Here is a 19,881-nt window from a genome sequence, read left to right as displayed (position 1 = left end):
TGCTATCTCCAGCGGCTGGTGATGCGGCGGAGCTCGGCCCGCAGAGCCTCATCGTGCACATGCTCCTGCAGCCCGTCCGCGTCGGTCGGGCGCAGCTGCTGCAGTCCCTCGTGGGTGAGTGTCGCGAGGAGGGGCTCGGCGTGGTTGGTCAGCCAGTTGTCGGCGCCGAGGTCGCGGGCCAGCCGGAGCAGGCCGATGATGGCGTGCGGCGGCCTGGGCTGCGGAAGTTGTTCCAGCAGGGTGAGGGCCTCGGCGAGAGCAGTCTGGCCTGGCCGGCGGCCTGCGGTGTGCCACATCAGGGTGCTCTGGGCTTCGGCAAGCAGCAGCGACAGCCTGGTCAGTGGGTCGCCGTCGGTGTCGAGGGCGGGTGCTTGGGGCCCGAAACGGCTTGTGATCCTGCCGAGTTGATCGTGCGGGATGTCGGAACGTGAGGCGAGGCTGTTGACGCAATCGGCAAGGACCAGCCAGGTCTTCGCGGTCAGGCCGCCGGAGCTGGTGAATCGGGGCGTGGTCAGCTGGTCGAGAATGTCGATGACGGTAGCAGCGGGCAGGTCGGCGGCGGAGTGGAGGAGATGTCGTGCCAGGATGTCCGCGGCCATCAGGCGCGCGTCCCTGGGCAGATCCTGCAGCATACGCAGGAGTTGGGGGTAGGGCATGTCAGATGGGCGCATGCCGGCGGCGGGGCGGTGCAGCAGGGCCACGAGCATGTGTGCCAGGGACCGGCTGTGTTTGCCGTCGGCCGCCTGGTAGGTCTCGGCGGCCGCAGGTATCTGGTGCAGGAGAGGCGCCATGGCGTGCAGCAGGTGCTGTATGCCGACATCGTGCATGAAGGTTGCCGGCCGGTACAGGTCTGCTGGGCTGCCCTCGGGGTGCCGGAAGGTTCGCGTCGCGTCCTCGGGGCCAGGGAGGTTGACGGTCCAGACGAGTTCCTGCTGAGGGAGGTGGGCGGACACGCTCACCTGCAGATCCGTTGTCTGGTTGGTGGGGCCGGTGAGGGGCTCGGCCGTCAAGGTGCGGGTGAAGGCGTCCCAGGAGCCGTCGCTGAGCTGGGAGTGCCACAGCTGTGTGTGGCGGCGCCATTGGTCAACTGTGCTGCGGGTGCCGAGCAGGGTCGAGACGCGGATGCCGGAGTGGGCCAGGACGGCGAGCATGAGGAGGTTGGCGCTGTAGACGGCGTCTTGCTGGGTTTGGTGGACGGGGGCGGGGTGGTAAAGCACCGCGGTGCGGTGGCCGGTGCCGCCTGGAGTCTGGTGGAACAGGGTCCGTAACACGGTGGTCAGGTGCGCGCGCTGGGTTTCGGTGAAGCGGGTGAGGTGCTCGCTGATGTTGCGCACGACTTCGGCCCGGTCGGTCAGGGGGGCGTGGCAGAGCAGTGCGTACAGTCGGCCGTCGTCGACGGGCCGGTCGCTGCCGGGGCTGGTGGAGGCCTGGAGGCGGTGCAGTTCGTCGGCGATGAGGCGGGTGAGGAGGTACTCGCCGAAGGTCGCGTGCAGGAATTCGTAGGAATGGTGTTCGTGGCCCGTGAGCACTGCTTGGGCTTCGTGGATGAAGAAGAACCGCCCGAACAGCAGCGGTGTGGTGTCGTTCGGGGCGGCCCCCAGCAGGGCGGCCAGGTCGTTCTCGGCGTCGGTGGCGGTGATGCTCTGGCGGTGGCGGTTGAACATGCCGATCGCGATGACGGCCAGGCGCTTCAGTTCGTGTTCGACCTGGGCGGCTTCGGTGTCGGCCGGCAGGGCGTTGTGCTGTTTGGTGACCTGGCGGCGGACGAACTCGGTGAGCAGCCGCTCATACAAGGTCAGGCGTTCGATGCCGTCGCGCTGGCGCAGGGCGTTGCCGGCTCCGTCGTACAGAGCGAGCATCAGCAGCAGCAGCGGCTGGCTGGCCAGGTCGCGGTGGCGGCTCACCACATCCCAGGTGAGTGGTTGCAGGCTGTGGGTGGTGAAGTAGCGGCGGTTGGTGCTGTTCCAGACGTCCAGCCAGTTGCGGATCCTGTCGTCGTCGAAGGGTTCCAGACGGATGACGGTGCTCAGATGAGGGATCCGGGCATGGTCGGCGACGACGGTGCGGCTGGTGACGATCACGACGGCAGGGCGTCCGTGGTCGGCCTCCCGCTGTTGGAACCGGCTGACGTTCTCGAGGTAGGTGAAGTGGCGTGCGGGATCCATGTGGTCGGCTGCGGCTTGCAGCAGTTCGTCGAATCCGTCCAGCAGAACGACCCTGACGACACCGGCGGCTTGCTCGGTGGCCTCGGGCCAGAGCGCGTGCTGGCCGGTGGAGCGCCGCAGGGACTCTTCGAGTTGCTCCTGCACGTCCAGGTCGGCCGGGAGGTGGCGCAGTTCGACGCGGTGGCAGAAGAACTCCGCCTCCGGCAGGCGAGCGGTGATCAGCTTGGTCAGCAGCGACTTGCCCGATCCGGGGTGTCCCAGGATCAGCAGCGGCGCGCGGGTGGCGTGCTCCGTCAGCAGGTGTGCGGCGAGGAATGTCTCCAGGTCCTGCCACAGCGGCTGGTCCTGCCACCAGTCGTCACGGACGAGGGCCTGGTAGCCGGAGTGGCCGGCCACGCGGAAGGAGGGGTTGATGTAGCCGGCTTGCAGGGTGGGGATGCGCGGGCCCAACTCCTCGGACTGGGCGAGCGGGGAGCGCAGTTGCTGCAGATGAGACAGGGGCACCGTGGCTTCGTCGCAGGTGAATTCGCTGAACAGGCGGGACAGCCCCGCCATGCCTGTGCCCGGCGGTGATGCGGGCGCCAGGGTTTCGGGAGTGTCCAGGGCCTCGGGCGGATCTTCTGTGGCGGACGTCAGGCGCAGCTCAGGGCATTCCCAGGTCACACCGGCCAGCAGGGCCTCGTAGCGGCGCCAGGCGCTCCGGGCGAGTTCGTCCGGCGGCTGCCCCTGCCCGTTACCGGCGTCGTGCACAGTGTCGGCCGCATACATGTAGGTGGTCTCGATTTCCGCGCGCACGGCGGCCGGGTGCCTGACGCGGTGCGATCCGAGGGTGATCCGTTCCAGTTCCGTGACCACGTCGGTGACGAGGTCGCCCCGCTCGTAGGCGAGTTCTGTGTCATAGCGGATGCCGGACGCTCCTACGGCATCGCAGAACGCGGTCACCAGGATGACCAGGTCGGCCGCGCAGAGCAGGGCTGTGCGGGTGGTGCTATGGCTGGCTCTCACCCGTTCGGTGAACCCCTCCAACACGCCGCGCAGGTCCGCGACCACCTCACCGTGCAGGCTCAGGGGCTGCAGTAACTGCTCTGCCAGCCCACGGAATTCGTCGGTTCTGTCACCGATGAAGACGTCCACGGCGCTCACGAAATCATCGGGAATGCTCTCAGCGCGCCAGGGTGCCGGCACCTTGACGACACGCGGCCGCAGCAGCGGCGGCGCCTGGTCGTGATGAGTCTGCGCCTCGTGGTGGCGGTGGCGCCACCAGTCCGCATCGGTGGTCAGCCCGCCCGGCACACTGGTATTGCCGCGGCCTTGGCAGTACTCCACGATGCGGGCGACGTCGTCCCAGGGCGGCGGGGTGCGGCGCTTCCCGCTGAGCAGCATGGAGATCGTGGCGGGGCTGAGATTCACAGCGCGCGCCAAATCGCTTTGCTGGATGCCTTGCTCGTGCACCAGACGTCCCAGCAGCCTGCAGAACACCGCGGCCGGCCCCGAGAACTCCCCCGCCGTCACCCACCCACCCCCGCCGTCACCCTGAATCAGTGTGATCCCCTGGAAGCGTAGGGCTGACCTGCACTAACCGCCGTCTACTTCAGGACTTTTCAGCGCGACGCCTCTGGCGAGCCACCGTCCGGCACCGTCGAAGCACCACCCATCAGGTCGCTTCGAGGAGCATCAAATGCCCTGTCTCACCGGCTATGTCCCAGCTCTCATTCTGGCTTTGTGCCTGCTCGTGTTCGCAGGCGTCGCGCTGCCCGCCGTGTGGTCCGCCCAGCCCACCCGCCGCCAGGCAGCCGCCGCCGTGCTCGCGCAGCTCCTCACCGCCCTGCGCGGCCCGGGCAGCACAGGCCCTTGCGCGCCCGCGCTACCCCTGTGCGCCGGCAGCGCTGCCCCGGCCGGCCACCAGCAGGCGCACCCCGACCCGAACCTCCCGGATGCCGAAGCTCGCGACACCCACCCCAACGACAGCGAGCACGACGCGCAGCCGTGATGATGCCCTCCCCCTCCGCCCGCGCACGACGGACAGCTGGCGCGCACAGCCGTAACGGCTCCGGACGCGGGGCAACGGGCGGGTGCGCTCGGGTCAGGTGAAAGCCGGCATCCGCCTCCGCCGCCGCGAGGTCGAGCACAATGCGTGTCGCAGGCGGATGCCCATCGCGCAGATCCTTGGCCGACGGCTCGCCCCACCGCCGGCCTCGGCCCGTCATGCGCAGCCCGATCGCCAGCGCGCACCATCGAAGCCGGCGCTGTGGACGAACGGGCGGGAGGCTTCCGGGTGCAGCGTGACGTCGCGGGCTAGCACCGGCACGGCCCGGAGCACCGTGTTGTTCCGCTGCGCGCGACGGCGCGGCTGGCCGGGTCGGCGATGCACGCGAGTTCGTGCAGGAACGCCGCGACCTCGTGCCCCGGATAGACGTGCGGCCGTCTGATCGGCGATCAGCTCCCGTGCCTCGTCTTCGCCGGCCACCGCGGCCGCGACCACCACTTCGGCCGCGGCGACGCCTCCGGTGTCCAGATCCTGTCGGTCCGGGCCTCGGCGAAGGCCACACGCCCGGCGACCGCCCGCAGCGGCAGGTGGCCAGTGTGCTCGGGTCATCGCTGGTCCTCTTCGAGGAGTTGGGCTTCGAGGTCAGCGATGCGCTGGTGAGCAAACCGAGGGTTGGAGCGGGCGCCCTCAACGCGTTCTTGCTGGGTGCGTTGTTCCCGAGTGAGTTGCTGGACGCGGCGTTTGAACTACGGACTCCCTTCCACGCTCGTGCACGGGGGTGCCATGACGGAGAAGAATCTCCTCAAGGAGGTCCGCAGGATCTCGACTGTCCCCGATGGCCTGCTCGACGGAGTCGCGATCGCGCACTCCGTCGAGTGGTTGCGCGACCTGGTCCGGCGGTGACGGTGCCAGGGGTTCATCGCTGTCGGTGTACGGTCGCGGCGCATCGTCCTGGGCCGCAGGAGGGAAGGGATTATTCCGGTGGCCGGACCAGAATCAGGTCGCCTGGGTCGACGTCGTCCCGTGTCTTTAGAACCGGCAGCTCGGCGCCGTCAAGGGAGGCGGCGATCATAGCGACTTTGGCTTGTTCGACCGCGGTGGATACCGATTGCGCGGAAGCGATGCCGGCGTAGAAGCGGGCCGCAAACGTCACTGCTGAGGCATCGTTGATCTCATCAGACATGCCGATGACTGTGGGCACCGCCTGGAGGAGATCGTCAGCTCCGTCCAGGCTCTCGCATGCGTTGAGCACTACGAGACGGGGGGCTCGTCCGTGGCGCCGAGCATTCGGGCAAGCAGGCTGAAGTCGATTTCCGCGCCAGTCTGTGTGCCTGCGTCGTTCTCCATCAACAGCCCCCAGGACGAGGCGTGGCCGGAGAAATGCACGACATGGGGGCGGTGGTTGTTCAGACCTTCGAGGAGGTCCATGGTGGTTGCAGCGGGAAGATGTTCGACGGCCACCAGGTCACGGTAGATCGACTTGCGGAGCATGTCCTTGACCTGCCGGACCTCATAGTCCACGCGGAGCCACACGCCGTTCGTCTCAATGGAACCGTCGGGGTGCTCAATCGTGGTCTCCACGGCTTCCGGGTTGGCCGTGAGGTACAGAACACGCAGCGGCTCCGGTTTGGGCGACTGCACGGCGACATACCTGATCCGGGCGGCTGGTTGGGACAAGCGAGCGACTTCCCGGGCGTGATTCTTCTCTTTCCGGCGCCGGCTGTCGTTTTGCCGGTCCTGAGCACGCTGTTCGGTACTCAAAGCTGCCCTGAGGGACGCCTGTTTGCTCGCGATGGCCTTGGTGTTGTTTGCGATCTTGTTCTGAACGGTGGCGATCTTCTTCTGTGCATCAGCGGCTTTCTTGGCTTCACGCTCTGAGCCAGACAGCACCATGCGCCGACTGGAGTCGCTGCGGCTGCGTGTGGCCTGCTCTTGCTTCCTCCGAGCCACTGCACCGGCGTCGTTGGCCGTTTTCTGCGCTTTGGCCAGGTCGTTGTGCAGGCCTGCGTTCTTCTTCTCCAGCTGGGCGATCTCCGACCGGAGTGTGTCGCTGCGCGCCATGGGACTTCCTCCTGCTCTTCCGCCACAAGTCTTTCAGGCGGCACTGACAGTCCGCTGGCTCGTGCGGGCCGACCTCGACAAGGACGGTCCGCTCCGCGGAAGGGCCCGGGACGAAGGCACGGACGAGTCTGCTGCCGTTCACCTGTACGCGGCATCCGCGGGACCGGACCTCAACGCGGCGCGTGCCGTGTGTAATGTGGGGAACCTTCCCCACGCGCTTGGGGGTTGGTCCGTGCCCTGGGGCCGGTCATTGGTTGGGTCTTCCCTGCACGCGCAGGGGTCTGTCCGCGGCCGAGGCACGGGATAACCTCTATGCTTCGCCCTTCCCATGCACTTGGGGTCTCTCCTGCGCTACGACCGGATCGACTACTCGATCAAGGTCTTCCCTACATACCGTAGGGGTCTATCCCTCTGGGATCGCTTCGTGGCCCAGCATGGCCTACCTTCCTCACAGACGTGAGGGTCCGTCCCGCAGACGGCGTCTGATCGAATATGCCGCCTAGTTTTCCCCGCTCACGTGGGGGTCTGTCCTGATCATGACGGACATCCGCATGCGCTTCCTCATCGTCCCCACACACGTGGAGTTCTGTCCGAAGGCCTGGACAGCTTCGACCCGCGGGGAGTGTCCTCCCCACACGCGTGGGGGTCTCTCCCACCTGCCGCGCCAAGTACCGCGTTCGCTGACGTCCTGTCCCCACACGTGGGGGTCTCTCGCGCATCTCAGTAGGACGTTGGCCTGCCGCTCCAGGTCGGCCATCCGGCCCTCGGTCACTCCCACGTCCCCCAGGGCCGAGCGCAGGGCGACCCAGTCGGCGTCCGCGAGCCCGCTGTCGACCAGGTCCGCGTCGGTCCCGATGATGACCACCGGGGCGATCACCCCGGCCAGCAGCAGCATCGGCACATCAGAGGCGTCCCGCCCGGCAAGAACCTGAGCCTGCGGGGTCATCGGCAGGCCGGCGGTGTCCACGACGTACAGGACGGGCGCGTACCGGGACTGCCACAGCTCCAGCGCCCGCCCCAGGTCGAACCGGCCGCCCTCGCGGTGCCGGTCGGCCAGCACCCGCGGGACCTCCTCCCACACGTGAACCGGGATCAGGCACCGGACCGTCCCCGCCCGCGCCCCGGCGACGAACGACGACGGGGCCAGCCGCCGGGTGGCCGCGATGATGTCCGTGGTCAGCACGGAGGTGTCCAGCAGCGCGCGGCGCAGCGGCCCGCGCTGGTACAGGGGGCGCCGTCGGGCCGACGCCAGCTCGTCCATCCGCGCATCGTATTGCGGGCGTTGACCGGCAGGTGCGGGATTTCGGCGTCGTGCGCGTGGTGCACCGCCCCCTCCAGAGAGAGCCTGAGTCCTACAGCCGGAACCGGTTCCGATACTCCCCGGACCCCTACGGGTGTTCGCCCTCAGCGAGGGCTACCGGCCTCGGCACAGGCTGCGATGGCGCGCGCTCAACCTTCGGTGAGAACACTCAGCCTTCGCTGCGAAGGGACATCAGGGAAGGGGACTCTGACAGTGCGCTCCCAGGGGGGAATCGACGCGTTCGTGCTGTACGAGCAGGGGCGTGTCGAGCAGCGGGTCGTGCATGACCTGGACCGGGTGGAGGCCCGGCGGGCGGAGCGGGAAATGCAGCTGATCGCCCAGCGCTACGCCGTCTATGCGCAAAACACCTCGACTCCGATGCCGTTTGAGCAGTTCGTCGAGTACATGCGGAGGTTGACCGGTGGCCAGTGACCAGCCGCGCTGGTGGCACCCTGCTCTCGACGCGCCCCCGAAGAGGCGCTTGCCCTGGAGGCAACCGCCGGACAGCAGCAACGATTCGCTCAGCTCGACATGCTCGCGGCCCGGTTGCTGGCTGCAGCACTGAACGGCCAGCCCACTGTCTCGGTGGTCAGCGGCACCGGGGCGCAGGCCACGGACAGCGTCGAGCTGTTGGGGCTCAGCGCCGGGGAAAAGGCGTGGTGCGCTGAGACGTTCGGAGTCCAGGAGCAGCAGCGGCGCGGTGCCCGGTCCCTGCCGCAGAAGCTGTCGCTGAAAGCCGGGGCGGTGAACCTGCCCCAGCTTATTCGCGAACGCACTGCCGTTGGCCGCGGACAACTCGGCCGGAGTGAGCCTGGTGGACGGCGACGGCCGACGCGGTGCTGCTGTGGGCAGTGCTGGTCCCGTTGTTCGAGACACTGATCGAACCGATCCGGGTCCGGGCAGCGGGGCCGACGAAGACGATCGACGACCAGCGGCGAGTGTGGTCCAGCATCGAGGAACGCTACCGCCTGCTAGGCATCGCCGGCGATGCGCTGGAGGCCTTCCGCCTCGGCGGCGGATGGCACCGGCTGGACCGGCACAGACAGCAGTACGCAGCAGCACTTGGGCCCCCAAGAGATGATCACACGATCCACGGCCGCGACTGTCTCATCCCCACGACCAGACCAACGAGCGGACAAGCCGCCAGTCACATGATCAACCACTTCTGTTGGGACCTGTAAGGCGTACGAGATGGGCCCCGACGCCTATTTCGCCAAGCCGGTCTAGCGCGGAGAGCGACGGCAACTTCCGCCGCCCCACTGGTCTCTCCGACTGTGAGCAGGTCAGGCAGTACGGGCCTGGAGGAGGCACTCGGCGATGATGGGCTTGCCCAGGTAGCGTTCCACGTTGTGGGGGTTGAGCGCGCCGTTGTGCGCGACGACGTCGGTCACTCCGTCGGCGAGGTCGGCCAGGCCCTTGCCCCGTGGCACCACGTCCAACGGCGAGTACAGGTTCGTCCACCGGACACCCGCCGCCACGCCGAGCGGCTCGCCGGGGGTGTGCACGCCCTTGCGGACCGCCAGCCATCTCAGCGGGGACCCGAGAGTCATGAGGGTGGTCACCACAGGGCGGCCGTCGGCTTTCACCGGGATCTCACCCCGGCTGAGCATGTCGTAGAAGACGACGCTGCCCAGTGAATGGGCGAGGACCACCGTCGCCTCGCTCTCCACCAGGGCCTTCCGCACCGTTGCCCGGACGGCGCTGGCGGTTTCCGGCTTGCGGAGGTACGCATGGGCCTCACGGACGAACCACAGCAGCCGATCAGTCACCCCCTTGCCCGCCACCTGGTCGACAGCACGTTTCCGCCGCGCGACGCGAGGCGTGAGCCGGTCCTGGCCGAGCGTTCCTTCGAACGACGTGTCGAGGGAGGCCTCCGCGGCCACGGCCTCCGGTGCGTACGCGGCCAAGGCATCCAGGACGAAGGCCTCCTCTTCCTCATCCAGCGTCACCCCGTCAGCGTCTTCCGGACCCAGCCGTACGAACCGGGTGACCGTCTTCGGGAAGACATCTCGGTAGGACGGGACGGTGACGACGATTCCGTCGGGTCCTGACCACACCGGTACGCCCGCTCCCGGGACGGCTGGCGCCGAGACGAGCGCGGCTCGCCAGTCGTGACTGAGTTCCTCCGTCGTCGCGCTGGCACCCTGACGGATGCCGTGCACACCCACGATGCGCAGCAGACTCATGCGTTTCCCCCTGTGCAGTGGGCCACCGATGCGGCCTTCCCGTGCGCGCAACCGACTCTGGCCCCTGTGTCCGCATCGGCCTCAGGCGCGGTTGGGGATATGGTAGATCGGCCGTGCGAGGCAGGTGGGGGTGGCGGTTGCACACGCAGGCCGGTGACGACCTGAGCGGGATCGCCCGCAGACGACTGGTCGTCGTGGCAGTCGATGGTTACCGGGACGAACGCGAGGGCTTTCGCGACGCCATCGCGGAACAGGTCACTCGGATCACCACCTGGCTCGCAGACCCCGCCCTGGGCGAGGACCGGCGGTTCGAGGTGGTTCCGGTCGAGGATCCGCTGCATACCGTCGGAGACCTGCGGGACTTCCTGCGAGAGGCCAAGCTGTCGGAAGCCGCATATGAGGACGCCGTCGTCGTCTACATCACCGGCCATGGGCTGTGCCGTCAGGCCGGCCGCCACTACCTGACCCTGCCGAAGACACATCCTGAGCGGTTGCTGTCGACCGCCTTTCCCACCAGCGAGCTCATCACCGCGGTGCTGGACAGCGAGGCCGAGCACGTTCTGGTGCTGGTCGACTCATGCCACTCCGGGGTCCTGCGCGCAGAACTGAGCACCCTGCTGCAGGACTTGTCCAAGGAACGTCGAAGGCACGTCGGGATCGCTGTGGTCACCGCCGGCGACCATGAAGATCAGCCGCAGGTGGGATCCTTCACCCGGCGCGTCGCGCTCGCCTGGGAACGGATGAACGACGAGTCCGCCGGCTACACCTCCTCGCACCTGTCCTTCGCTGAGTGGGAGCAGTTGCTGCACGAGGTCGGGCTGGCCGACGGGGTGGAGAAGGACCTGATCGACGCTGAGTGGATCATGCCCCACTCACGTCGGCACCAGCTGAGCGCATGCCTGCCCAACCCGCGCTACAAACCGTCCGGGACCGCCGTCGACCCTGCCCTGCGCCAACTGGTCCTCGAACATGGAGATCTGGAGTTCTGGCGGGAGCGCGCCTCCGGACGGGTCAGCGGCGACGACGTGGGCTGGTACTTCAGCGGCCGTACAAAGCCCATGAGGCGCCTGGTCGACTTCCTCCGTGACGGCGAGGGCGTGCTCATCGTCACGGGCGCCGCAGGATCGGGCAAGTCCGCGCTGCTGGCCCGGCTGGTCACCCTCACCGCTCCCGCCTTCGCCGAGGACGCGTCGTACGCCGCTCTCATCGCCCGTATCCCTGGTGAACTCCGGCCAGAGCCCGGCTCGGTGGACGCGGCCGTACTGGCTCGCAACAAATCCTCCCGTGCCGTGGTCGACGACCTCCTCACCGCGCTCGGCGGGACGCCTGCTGCCAAGGGCACCCCGTTGCAGGCCCTTTTCAAACGAACGACCGAGCGTGCGGCCGAGCTCTCCCGGCCGGTGACCGTCATCATCGACGCGCTGGACGAAGCGGAGGATCCGCTCGCCTGTGTCAATGACGTCATTCTCCCGCTCGCCCGCCTTACCGCACCGGTCGGTGAGACCGCCGTCCGCCTCCTCCTCGGTATCCGCAGCTCACCCGTCACGTCCCACTCCTCCGGCGCCGACCTCCGCGACGAGCGGGCAGACGACCTGCTGCAACGCCTGACCGCCGCCCTCAAGGCCGAAGGTGCCGTGCCCGAGCCGCTGCGCACGGACGGCCCGGACTGCGAGGCCGACATCGCCGCATACGCGGTCGCGTTGCTGAGCGGCCCCGAGGACAGCCCCTACAAGGACGCCGACGACGAAGCCGTCGAAGCGACGGCCCGTGTGATCGCGAAAGCCGTCGCCCCCTCCTTCCTCGACGCCCAAATAGCCACCGACCAGCTGCGGACGGCCGAAACCCGACAGGACCTCACCGAGGAGGGCTGGCTGCACCGGCTCGCCGACGGCACCAGCAGCCTGCTGCGCGAAGACGTCAGGGGCGTCGCCGCGGCAACCGGGGTCCCGGCCGACCTGCTGGTCGCGGCGCTGCGTGCCACCGCGCTCGCTCAGGGCTTCGGCCTGCCCTGGGGGGAGATCTGGCCCGCGGTCACCGCCGCGCTCGCAGCAAACCCACACGGCCCAGCCAGGCCGGCTGACCCGGAACGAGAGCCAACGGCGCCCGGCGGCGAGGCACCCGAGACTGCGGACCTGGCCGACCACGCCGTCCGCACGCTGCGGTCCAGTCGTCTGACCGGATACCTCGCCACCGCGAGCGAAGACGGGCGCACCGTCTATCGGCCCGTCCACCAGCGGCTCACTGACCTGCTCCAGGCCGGTCACGAGTGGCTGCTTGGCGCACCGGACGCCCCCCCCCCCGCGCCCACCACTCCCGACGACAGGCAATGCCACAGAGCTGGCCGGTGCCCATGCGACCGTCACCGGAGTCCTCGCGGGATTGGTGCGCCGGGCTCGTCCGCACCAGGCACATCCCTACATCCGGCGCCACTACCTGCACCACGCGCAGGCCGGCGACCTCCTGACCGACCGACACGTTCCCGTCGAACTGCTCGCGCAGGAGACCTCCGGCACCCTGCGCGCCCGGCTGTCCCTGCCGCTGCCCACCGGCGATCCCGAGCGAGGCGCACTCACAGCGGCCGCGCTGATCGAGCCGTACCTCGACGACAGCACAGCCCGCCGCTCCCGCCGCGACAGCATCCACTTCCACCAGAGCGTACGAGGCGAGACGCGGGACGCGGCCCATGAGCAGCGCGCCCTGGCCTTCCGCTGGGGCAGCTGGGCAGCGCAGGTGAACGTACTCGCCCCCGCACAGAAACTCACCCGAGCCCTGTGCGCGGTTCCCACTCTCGACGGGCGCTGGCTCGTCGCGGTGGCCGATACCTCCCGACGAGTCCGCGTCTGGGACGCGAGCACGGGCCGGCCGACCGCAGACCTGGCCACTGACGGACCGGTATTCAGGCTCCGCACCATCCGTGCGACCGGCGGCCGCACCTTCCTCATCACGCTCACGCCCCACCGGATCGAGATCCATGACCCAGTCTCGGGGCAGCTAGTGGCGCAACTGGTCGTCTCGGCACGCGACGTGCACGTCCTGGAAGACGGCCCCTCGCTGTGGAAACTGTTCATCCTCACACGGAGTGGCAGCATGGTGTGGCGTCCCCACTCCGGGCAGACCACACCAGCTCGTGACGTCCCTCCCTATGAGCGTGAGGACCCGCTACAGTCGGCAGTCGTCCGACGGGCGAGCGGCCACGCGCTGGTCGCCCTCGCCGGAAGCACGGGCATCCGGTTGTGGGACCCGTTCTCCGGACTGACGGCCGACGCACCGTTCGGTCCCCGTAACCGTGAGGTTCGGCTCGCCACTTTGAGCCGGACCGGGCAGGACGACCTGCTCGTCGTGCAGACCCGCGGGGTGTCTACTCAGATATGGGAGCCCTTCACCGCGTCGCAGACGGCAGGTGTCTGGGAGACTGGCCACTCCCTGGTACAGGTACCCGGAGGCACCGACTTCGCCTACGCCACCGGAAGCGAAATCGTCGTACGCGACATGGAACTCAACGAAGTGCAACGCATCGCCGCCGATGTCTCACGCATCAACGAGCTGACCGCGTTGACGGGCCCTGCCGGGCCTCGCGTCGTTTCAGCCGCCCCCCAAGGCATCCGTATCTGGGACCTAGCCCCCACCGGCCGACCACCCGGCGATGACCTTCCCGACACGCCCTACCCGGCACCCGCGCCACACGGGTTCTTCCTTCACACCTGGCCACTGCGACGGATGGCGTACCCAGGCCCCGACGGCCCCAGGGACTGCGTCGTTGTCGGCACGCGCGACGGAATCGACGTGCATGACGCGACAACGGGACGGCTGCTGAAGCAAATCCCGATCCCCACCGCTCCCGTCACTGTCGTCGGAGCGCTGCCCTCTCCCCGGGGAGCCGCTCATGTCGCGGTCGCGGGCACTTCTGCGTCCGTCTGGGACCTGGTGTCAGGTGAATCCGTCGCATCACCCGACCCTGCGTCGCTTCCCTATTTCTCCTCCCGCACGTGTGTCACCGTCACTGGCGACGGGCTGCCGGTCTTCGTCACTGCTTCTGGAGGGAGCAAGCTGGCCACCACGACCCTGGACCCGAACAGCGGCGAGACCATCACCCACGTGGCGCCGGCCGACTTCGGGCGCGATGGGGGGCCTGTGCTGATCCCTGTGCCGGCGGCACATACTGTGACGGGTCCTGGGATCGTGGTGGCCCACGGGCGAGCCATAGAACTCGTAGACGCGGTGACCGGGCATGGCCTCGGCCCATGGGTCCGGGGGAAGCCCGGAACGCCCTATCGAGTCGGATGCACTGTGCCGCGGTCCGACGGTCTGCAGATCGCGGTGGCGAACGACAGGGAGATCCAGGTCTGGGACCTGACCGGCGGCACACAAGTCGTCGCCTGGCCCGCGCATGGAACCCTGGCCATGACCGGGCTCCATCTGACCGATGGCCGAACACTGCTGGTGTCCGGCAGCTCCAGCGGTGTCCGCATCTGGGACTCGACAACAGGTGAACTGCTCCACACCCTCCTCACCGGCGCGCCCGTCCACGCGGTGATCACCGGGATAACCGAGGAGGGCCCCGTTCTTCACCTGCACGGTCCAGTCGGCCTCGTCACACTGGCCGTCGACCCCCCGCTGCTGTGAGGACTACCACCCTCTGACGAGGACCTCGCCACCCTCGCCGTGGGCGACACAGCCGAGCTGCTCCGGCCCCGCTGCGGCTCCCGCGCCGACGAAGCGGTTTGGCCAATCACCGGCGCGGATCCGCTCGACACCGCCCTGGGACGGACACGACCCGACCGGCCACAGCCCAACGGCAGCGCCGTCCAGCGCATCACGCGCATCCGGCTGCACACCCCACAGCCAGAGGACCCGGGGGCGGAAGCAGTGCGGGACCGCGAAGCCCTGACAACGGTCACAAGCGTCGACACACACCCCAGCCCGGACCTCTCCAAGGGGTTGTTGGCGGCACCTGCTACGAAACTCAGCCAGGGCAGCCACGAAACGATCGAGCACGACCCACACCCGTCGCTGGTTCGGCGCTCGAGGATGCTGACGCGGTCACAGCCTGGTGGTGGGCGTCGTCGTTATCTAGGGGTCGAAGGGGTTCTGTGCAGTTCAAGAGCGTGATCGACGGTGCAGGCAAGTAAGGCACGTAGCCGGGAACGTTCGGCCGAACCGTTCACAGGACTCGGCCATGCCGGGCCGGGGCAGTCAGCGTTTGATGCGGCCGCGGACGGCGAGGACGGCGAGGGCGAGGAGAGCGGGTTCCATGAGGCGGGAGGTCATCTCGATGTAGGTGCCGGCGGTGGTTAGGTCCTGTCCGCTGGAGCGGAACACGACTGAGTTGAGCGTGACGTTCAGGGCCTTCTCGAAGCGCTTGCCGGTGAACCGGTTCCCGGTGGGGTTCTGCGGATCGCCTTTTTCGATCTCGAAGGTGACCTTGCCTCCGCCGGGCGGCACGGTGCCGGTCGCCTCCTGTTTCGGGTCGTCCTTCGGCAGCCCGAAGCCCATCAGCAGCACGAGGGTGACCAGCATGGCGGCGGCGAGCCAGCCCAGGGCCCGCAGGGCGCGCAGGCCGTAGCCGGACAGCATCCAGTAGGCGTGCAGCAGTCCGCGTTCTGCGCGGGAGGTGGTGGTGCGGTCGTGGCGGCGCATCTCCATCTCGCCGTAGTAGAAGTCTGCCGCTCCCGGCTCGTTCTTGCTGTCCTCGAACGCCTTGCGCAGCGCCCGGTACACCGGTGCCAACTGCGCTGGCCCGGCGCGCACGGCGCCGAGCACCGCCGTGTTCCAGCCCTGGGCGGCGTCCGGCTGGTTCGCGCGCCAGTGATGCTCCTCGGCGAGGGTGCGGCGGGGGGTGAACCGTGCCGGTCGCCCGCGCTGCCAGTGCGTGCCGGGCGGGACCGTGTCGAAGGAACAGTCGCCCTCAAGTCGCACCTGGTCCAGGTGCACCGTCCCGGTGAACAGGCACCCCGACAGGTCGACGTCGGCGAGGACCAGATGCGCCGCGTCCACCCCGCGCAGCGAAGCTATCCGCACCGCGGCGTCAGGCGCGTGGTCGAGGCCCGTTCCTCCAGCGGCTCCCCGGTGGAGAGCACGAAGGGGTCGGCCTCCGCGGCGATGGTGAGGGGGTACTCGAAGACCGCGTGGGCAAAGTCCACGCTGGTGTAGCGCAGCCGCACCTCGGCCGTGGACAACCAGCGGGTCCGCCGGCACTCCAGACGACGCGCGGCGAACGAGAGGCTCGCCGGCCCATTGAACACCGCCCCGGACAATGACATCTGCCCAGCGCACACCAGCGGCCCGAGGCTGACCCGCTGATCGAAAGCCGCCGAGTCGAACCGGGCGTCGCCCTGGAAGGTCGCCGACACGAACCAGGCGCCACCCTGGAAGGTCGCCTTCCCGAACCCGGCGTCGCCTTGGAAGGTCGCCGACTCGAACCAGGCGTCGCCTTGGAAAGTCGCCTCCCCGAACGCGGCGTTGCCGAGGTGGGGGCGTTGGGTGGTGGGGTCGCGGAGGGCGTTGAGGAGGGAGTTGAGAAGGGGTTCGGTGAAGGGGGTGCCGCGGTGGTCGATGTCGGTGCCGGGGGTCAGGCCGGCCAGGTAGGCGTCGCGGTCGGTATCGGCCAGGTGGGCGAGGCACGCGGTGTGGCCGGGAACGTGGATGCCGCGGCAGCCGACAGGGTCGGCAGCAGGGTCTGCGCCGTGTGCGCAGTGCGGCCAGGGTGGCGGTTCGGATGTGCTCATGGTGCGGCGGCTCCACGGTGTCAGGGTGCCCGTATGGACGCTCTGGGGAGCGGGAACGGTTCAGGCTTGACCGTGACAGGCAGCGTCGCCGTCCATGCCGCCGACCAGTTCGGTAGGCAGTCGTCTATCAGCAGCAGGGATGCCCGGGGAAGGAGCGCGGCTGTGCTCCTGGCTGTCGCCGGGCGATGGCATCCGATGTGACTCGAACCGAGCGAAGTCATGGATCGGCTCCCACGTGTGCGACATCCCGTGAGTTCTTCTGAGCCCCGTTGAGTCCCTGGCCTCGTGGCCAGGGGGTTCTTCCTCCTTCGGGTGCTCGGCGACCTTGTGACGTAACTTCGGGATTCTTGAGGCGTTCTCACCTCGTCCGACCGATCCGCAGTCGGGCCGAAGGCGAGGAGGCTCGGGTTGGCGGCGCTGGCAGTCGTACGGGACCTGCGTGAGCACTGGGCACCCGCGTCGACGGAGGAGCTGGAGCGGTTCGAGACCGACGTGCTGTCTGGGTTCGTCCTTGCACGGGCCTCGGCGGGCCTGGCGGACAGCACGATCCGTGGGGATGTCGGGCATCTGGACCAGATCAGGTCCTGGTTCGGCCGGCCCCTGTGGGACATGGAGCCCGCTGACGCTGACGCATACTTCGGGAAGGTACTGCGGAACTCGCCCAGCGGCACCCGGCTGGCCCGGTCGCAGGCGCTGACCACGTACTTCATGTTCCTGGAGCTGCGGCACAAGGCCGAGCTCCATCGGATGACCGGCCGGGTCGTGGAGTGCCCGATCGACGAGATGAACCGGCCGCGCGGGGCCAAGGATGCCCAGCTGCGGATCCCGCCGAGCGAGCCGGAGGTCGGGACACTGTTCACCGGCTGGGGCGGCGAACTGGCAACCTGCCGCAAGTTCGCCCCCACCGCCAGGAACTACACCGCCTCGAAACTGATGTCCCAGGTTGGCCTGCGGGTGAGCGAGGCATGCAAGCTGGATCTGGCCGACATCAAGTGGGACCTGGGCCGCTTCGGCAAACTCCACGTCCGCCACGGCAAGGGCGCCCGCGGATCGGGTCCGCGTGAGCGGATGGTGCCGCTGATCAACGACGCCGACCGGACACTCCGCTGGTTCATCGAGGACGTCTGGGGCCAGTTCGACGACGACCACACCCGCCCCGGCGCCCCGCTGTTTCCCTCCGAGCGCAAGAACACCGACGGTTCCTCGCGCCGGGTCGGCGACGACGCCTTGCGGGACGGCCTCAAGAACGCGGCCAAAGCGCATCTGCCAGCGTGGGGCGAGAAGCTGACGCCGCACGTCCTCCGGCACTTCTGCGCGTCTCAACTCTACGGAAACGGGCTCGATTTGCTCGCAATCCAGGAGGTTTTGGGGCATTCGTGGATCGCCACGACCATGCGATACATCCACGTACAGCAGACCCGGGTTGAAGATGCCTGGGTCGCCGGGACGGGACGGGCCGCGAAGCGGCTGGAAGGACTGGTCCGATGAGGTGGAACCTACGGCTGACCGCCGCGAACAAGGGCGTCTGGAAAGCCTCCGAACTCCAGCGGAGCCTGGCCGAGCACGGCCTGGTCATCTCGGCAGGGAAGATGTCCGGACTGTGGTCCGGCCAGCCCGTCTCACTCAAGCTGGAGGACCTGGACGTCATCTGTGTTGTCCTCGGCTGCGAGATCAGCGATCTGCTGATCCCCGAGCCGGAGAAGGTCCGGCGCCCCGGCGAGGAGACCGGCCGGCAGGCGGCCGTTGCGGCTGGCCCGGCCCCGGTGGTGGTGCCGCGTCGCCGTGACGGCCGGTCTCTGCCGCCGACGTGATGGCCTACGTTCTGCCAGCGGGCAAGTGCAAACCGCCAGCCAGTTGCCCGACCTGCTTCGGCTGGGGCGTGCTGCCCGGCCGCGCCTGCGGCGCATGCGAGAGCTTCCGCCGCAACGAGAAGCCCGCCGAGTGCAGCGGCTGCCGGCGAACAGTGCGGTTGAAGAAGGGGTACTGCCGTCTGTGCTGGCATCAGGCAAGCCAGGACGCCAAGGGCCAAGTCACCGTACTGGAGCCCTACTTGGAGAAGGTGCAGCATCATCAACTGTTCTTCACCAACCTCCACCGACCGCGTCAGCCCGGCCCTCCCAGAGGCAAGCAGGGGCGACGCCGGGGGCGCCCGCGCCACCCCGACCCGGCCCCCGCCTACCGGCCGGTCCCCGGCTGGCTCCAGCCGCGGCTGTTCGAGGTCCGCCGAGATTTCACCCGGTTCAATCGCCAGGAACATGCCCGGCTCGACAACCCGTGGCTGGCCTGGGCCCGGCATACCGCACATAGTCTCGGCGAAGCTCACGGCTGGCCCCGCCATGTCCGCCTCGACGTCGGCCGAGCCCTGGTCATCGTGCTGTCCGGCCATGTCAACGGCGAAATCGTGCGGCACTCCGAGATTTTCCCAGCCCTGCGATCCCGCGGGCTCAGCGTCGAACACACAGTGGAAGTACTCGACCGCATCGGCGTCTTCCAAGACGACCGGACGCCGTCTTTCGAACAGTGGCTGGAGCGCAAGCTCGACGGCATCGCCCCCGGAATCCGCCGCGACGTGGAGCACTGGGCCCGGCTCCTGCACGACGGTGGCCCTCGGTCCCAGCCCCGGGACGAGAATACGGTCTGGAACTACCTGAACCGGATCCGCCCCGTCCTGCTGGAGTGGTCAGCCCAGCACGACCACCTGCGCGAGGTGACTCGCGACGACGTCCTCACCGAGCTCGATACCCTCCACGGCAGCCAGCGACGGCACACGCTCATCGTGCTGCGGTCGCTGTTCGGCCGGGCGAAGAAGAGCGGCACCATCTTCAAGAATCCGACCAGCCGCATCCGCGTCGGCCAGCACGAATACGGCATCCTCCAACCCCTGGAGCCCGAGCACGTCAACAACTCCGTTGCCGCGGTCGCCAAGCCGGCGGACCGCCTGGTCCTCGCACTCGCCGCGGTGCACGCCGCGCGATCCGGTGCGATCCGGCGCCTCCAACTCGACGACCTCGACATCGGCAACCGCAAGCTCGTGATCAACGGCCGGGTCCGTCCCATGGACGAACTGACGCTGCACGTCGCCCGCGAATGGCTGGACCACCGGCGCCGCCGCTGGCCCGACACCGCCAACCCACACCTGTTGATCAACAAGTTCACCGCCTTGGGCACCGGCCCGGTCAGCGCGGTCTCCCTGACCGCACCGCTTCGCGGCCAGGGCGCCACGCTGGAACAGCTCCGCGTCGACCGGCAGCTCGAAGAAGCCCTCGCCCATGGCCCTGACCCGCTCCACCTCGCCGAGGTCTTCGGCCTGGACGAGAAGACCGCGATGCGCTACGCGAACTCTGCCCGCCAACTCCTGGAGCGACCCGTCGAGAGCGGGCTCTGACTGTCGTGTCACGTCGAAGATGGCGTCGCGTCCACAAACCGAGGGGATCGGCAGCAAAAAGCCATCGCGATG

General features: G+C 68.6%; 12 protein-coding genes and 1 pseudogene. 7 read left to right on the top strand and 6 right to left on the bottom strand.

The features are described 5' to 3' along the window. Nucleotides 1-2: 2 nt before the first annotated feature. A complete protein-coding gene (locus CLM62_RS09505) occupies nucleotides 3-3,644 on the bottom strand; it encodes a helix-turn-helix domain-containing protein (RefSeq protein WP_373559126.1) in 3,642 nt (1,213 codons plus the stop codon). A 199-nt stretch (nucleotides 3,645-3,843) separates the two neighbouring features. On the opposite strand from CLM62_RS09505, the gene CLM62_RS09500 reads away from it, so the two are divergent. Then, complete coding sequence (locus tag CLM62_RS09500; RefSeq protein WP_095749401.1) at nucleotides 3,844-4,155, top strand: hypothetical protein; 312 nt, start codon at nucleotides 3,844-3,846, stop codon at nucleotides 4,153-4,155. Between the two features lie 970 nt (nucleotides 4,156-5,125). On the opposite strand, the gene CLM62_RS09495 is transcribed toward CLM62_RS09500, so the two are convergent. The 3 genes from CLM62_RS09495 to CLM62_RS09485 all read right to left on the bottom strand — a co-directional run bounded on the left by CLM62_RS09495 (nucleotide 5,126) and on the right by CLM62_RS09485 (nucleotide 7,474). Then, nucleotides 5,126-5,404: a CHAT domain-containing protein gene (locus CLM62_RS09495; protein ID WP_179382026.1), complete on the bottom strand. Its 279-nt coding sequence runs from the start codon at nucleotides 5,402-5,404 to the stop codon at nucleotides 5,126-5,128. Then, nucleotides 5,404-6,213, bottom strand: a complete 810-nt coding sequence (locus tag CLM62_RS09490; protein ID WP_095749399.1) for a hypothetical protein — start codon at nucleotides 6,211-6,213, stop codon at nucleotides 5,404-5,406. The genes CLM62_RS09495 and CLM62_RS09490 overlap by 1 nt, the downstream gene beginning before the upstream one ends. Nucleotides 6,214-6,712: 499 nt before the next feature. After that, nucleotides 6,713-7,474: a PIN domain-containing protein gene (locus CLM62_RS09485; RefSeq protein ID WP_095749398.1), complete on the bottom strand. Its 762-nt coding sequence runs from the start codon at nucleotides 7,472-7,474 to the stop codon at nucleotides 6,713-6,715. Between the two features lie 282 nt (nucleotides 7,475-7,756). On the opposite strand from CLM62_RS09485, the gene CLM62_RS09480 reads away from it, so the two are divergent. Then, nucleotides 7,757-7,945, top strand: coding sequence for a hypothetical protein (locus CLM62_RS09480; RefSeq protein WP_257003767.1), 189 nt, complete (start codon nucleotides 7,757-7,759; stop codon nucleotides 7,943-7,945). Nucleotides 7,946-8,796: 851 nt separating this feature from the next. Here CLM62_RS09480 and CLM62_RS09470 read toward each other — a convergent pair. Next, entirely contained in the window at nucleotides 8,797-9,699 is a 903-nt protein-coding gene (locus CLM62_RS09470; protein ID WP_095749396.1) for a hypothetical protein, read from the bottom strand. 137 nt (nucleotides 9,700-9,836) lie between these two features. Here CLM62_RS09470 and CLM62_RS09465 point away from each other — a divergent pair, with 137 nt between their 5' ends. Next, a complete protein-coding gene (locus tag CLM62_RS09465; protein ID WP_095749395.1) occupies nucleotides 9,837-12,386 on the top strand; it encodes an AAA family ATPase in 2,550 nt (849 codons plus the stop codon). 43 nt (nucleotides 12,387-12,429) lie between these two features. Next, nucleotides 12,430-14,322, top strand: coding sequence for a WD40 repeat domain-containing protein (locus CLM62_RS51310; protein ID WP_257003766.1), 1,893 nt, complete (start codon nucleotides 12,430-12,432; stop codon nucleotides 14,320-14,322). Between the two features lie 570 nt (nucleotides 14,323-14,892). Here CLM62_RS51310 and CLM62_RS52985 read toward each other — a convergent pair. After that, nucleotides 14,893-16,424 (bottom strand): annotated as a pseudogene (locus CLM62_RS52985) (pentapeptide repeat-containing protein). A 408-nt stretch (nucleotides 16,425-16,832) separates the two neighbouring features. On the opposite strand from CLM62_RS52985, the gene CLM62_RS09455 reads away from it, so the two are divergent. From CLM62_RS09455 to CLM62_RS09445, 3 genes are all read left to right on the top strand, one after another. Then, complete coding sequence (locus CLM62_RS09455; protein ID WP_095749394.1) at nucleotides 16,833-17,912, top strand: site-specific integrase; 1,080 nt, start codon at nucleotides 16,833-16,835, stop codon at nucleotides 17,910-17,912. Beyond that, a complete protein-coding gene (locus tag CLM62_RS09450) occupies nucleotides 17,909-18,235 on the top strand; it encodes a helix-turn-helix transcriptional regulator (RefSeq protein ID WP_095749393.1) in 327 nt (108 codons plus the stop codon). Before CLM62_RS09455 ends, CLM62_RS09450 begins: the two co-directional genes overlap by 4 nt. A gap of 248 nt (nucleotides 18,236-18,483) precedes the next feature. Next, nucleotides 18,484-19,809 (top strand): hypothetical protein, encoded by a 1,326-nt coding sequence (locus tag CLM62_RS09445; RefSeq protein WP_257003770.1) that lies wholly within the window; start codon nucleotides 18,484-18,486, stop codon nucleotides 19,807-19,809. Nucleotides 19,810-19,881: the final 72 nt, after the last annotated feature.

This window comes from Streptomyces sp. SA15 (assembly GCF_002291145.1).
In the GTDB taxonomy this organism is placed as follows: domain Bacteria; phylum Actinomycetota; class Actinomycetes; order Streptomycetales; family Streptomycetaceae; genus Streptomyces.
This window is presented reverse-complemented; position numbering and strand designations above follow the sequence as displayed.

What these genes read in the sequence shown, in the direction of transcription:
- CLM62_RS09490 (WP_095749399.1), bottom strand. Translation starts at nt 6,213, where the DNA reads ATGGCGCGCAGCGACACACTCCGGTCGGAGATCGCCCAGCTGGAGAAG.
- CLM62_RS09450 (WP_095749393.1), top strand. Translation starts at nt 17,909, where the DNA reads ATGAGGTGGAACCTACGGCTGACCGCCGCGAACAAGGGCGTCTGGAAA.
- CLM62_RS09485 (WP_095749398.1), bottom strand. Translation starts at nt 7,474, where the DNA reads ATGGACGAGCTGGCGTCGGCCCGACGGCGCCCCCTGTACCAGCGCGGG.
- CLM62_RS09500 (WP_095749401.1), top strand. Translation starts at nt 3,844, where the DNA reads ATGCCCTGTCTCACCGGCTATGTCCCAGCTCTCATTCTGGCTTTGTGC.
- CLM62_RS09470 (WP_095749396.1), bottom strand. Translation starts at nt 9,699, where the DNA reads ATGAGTCTGCTGCGCATCGTGGGTGTGCACGGCATCCGTCAGGGTGCC.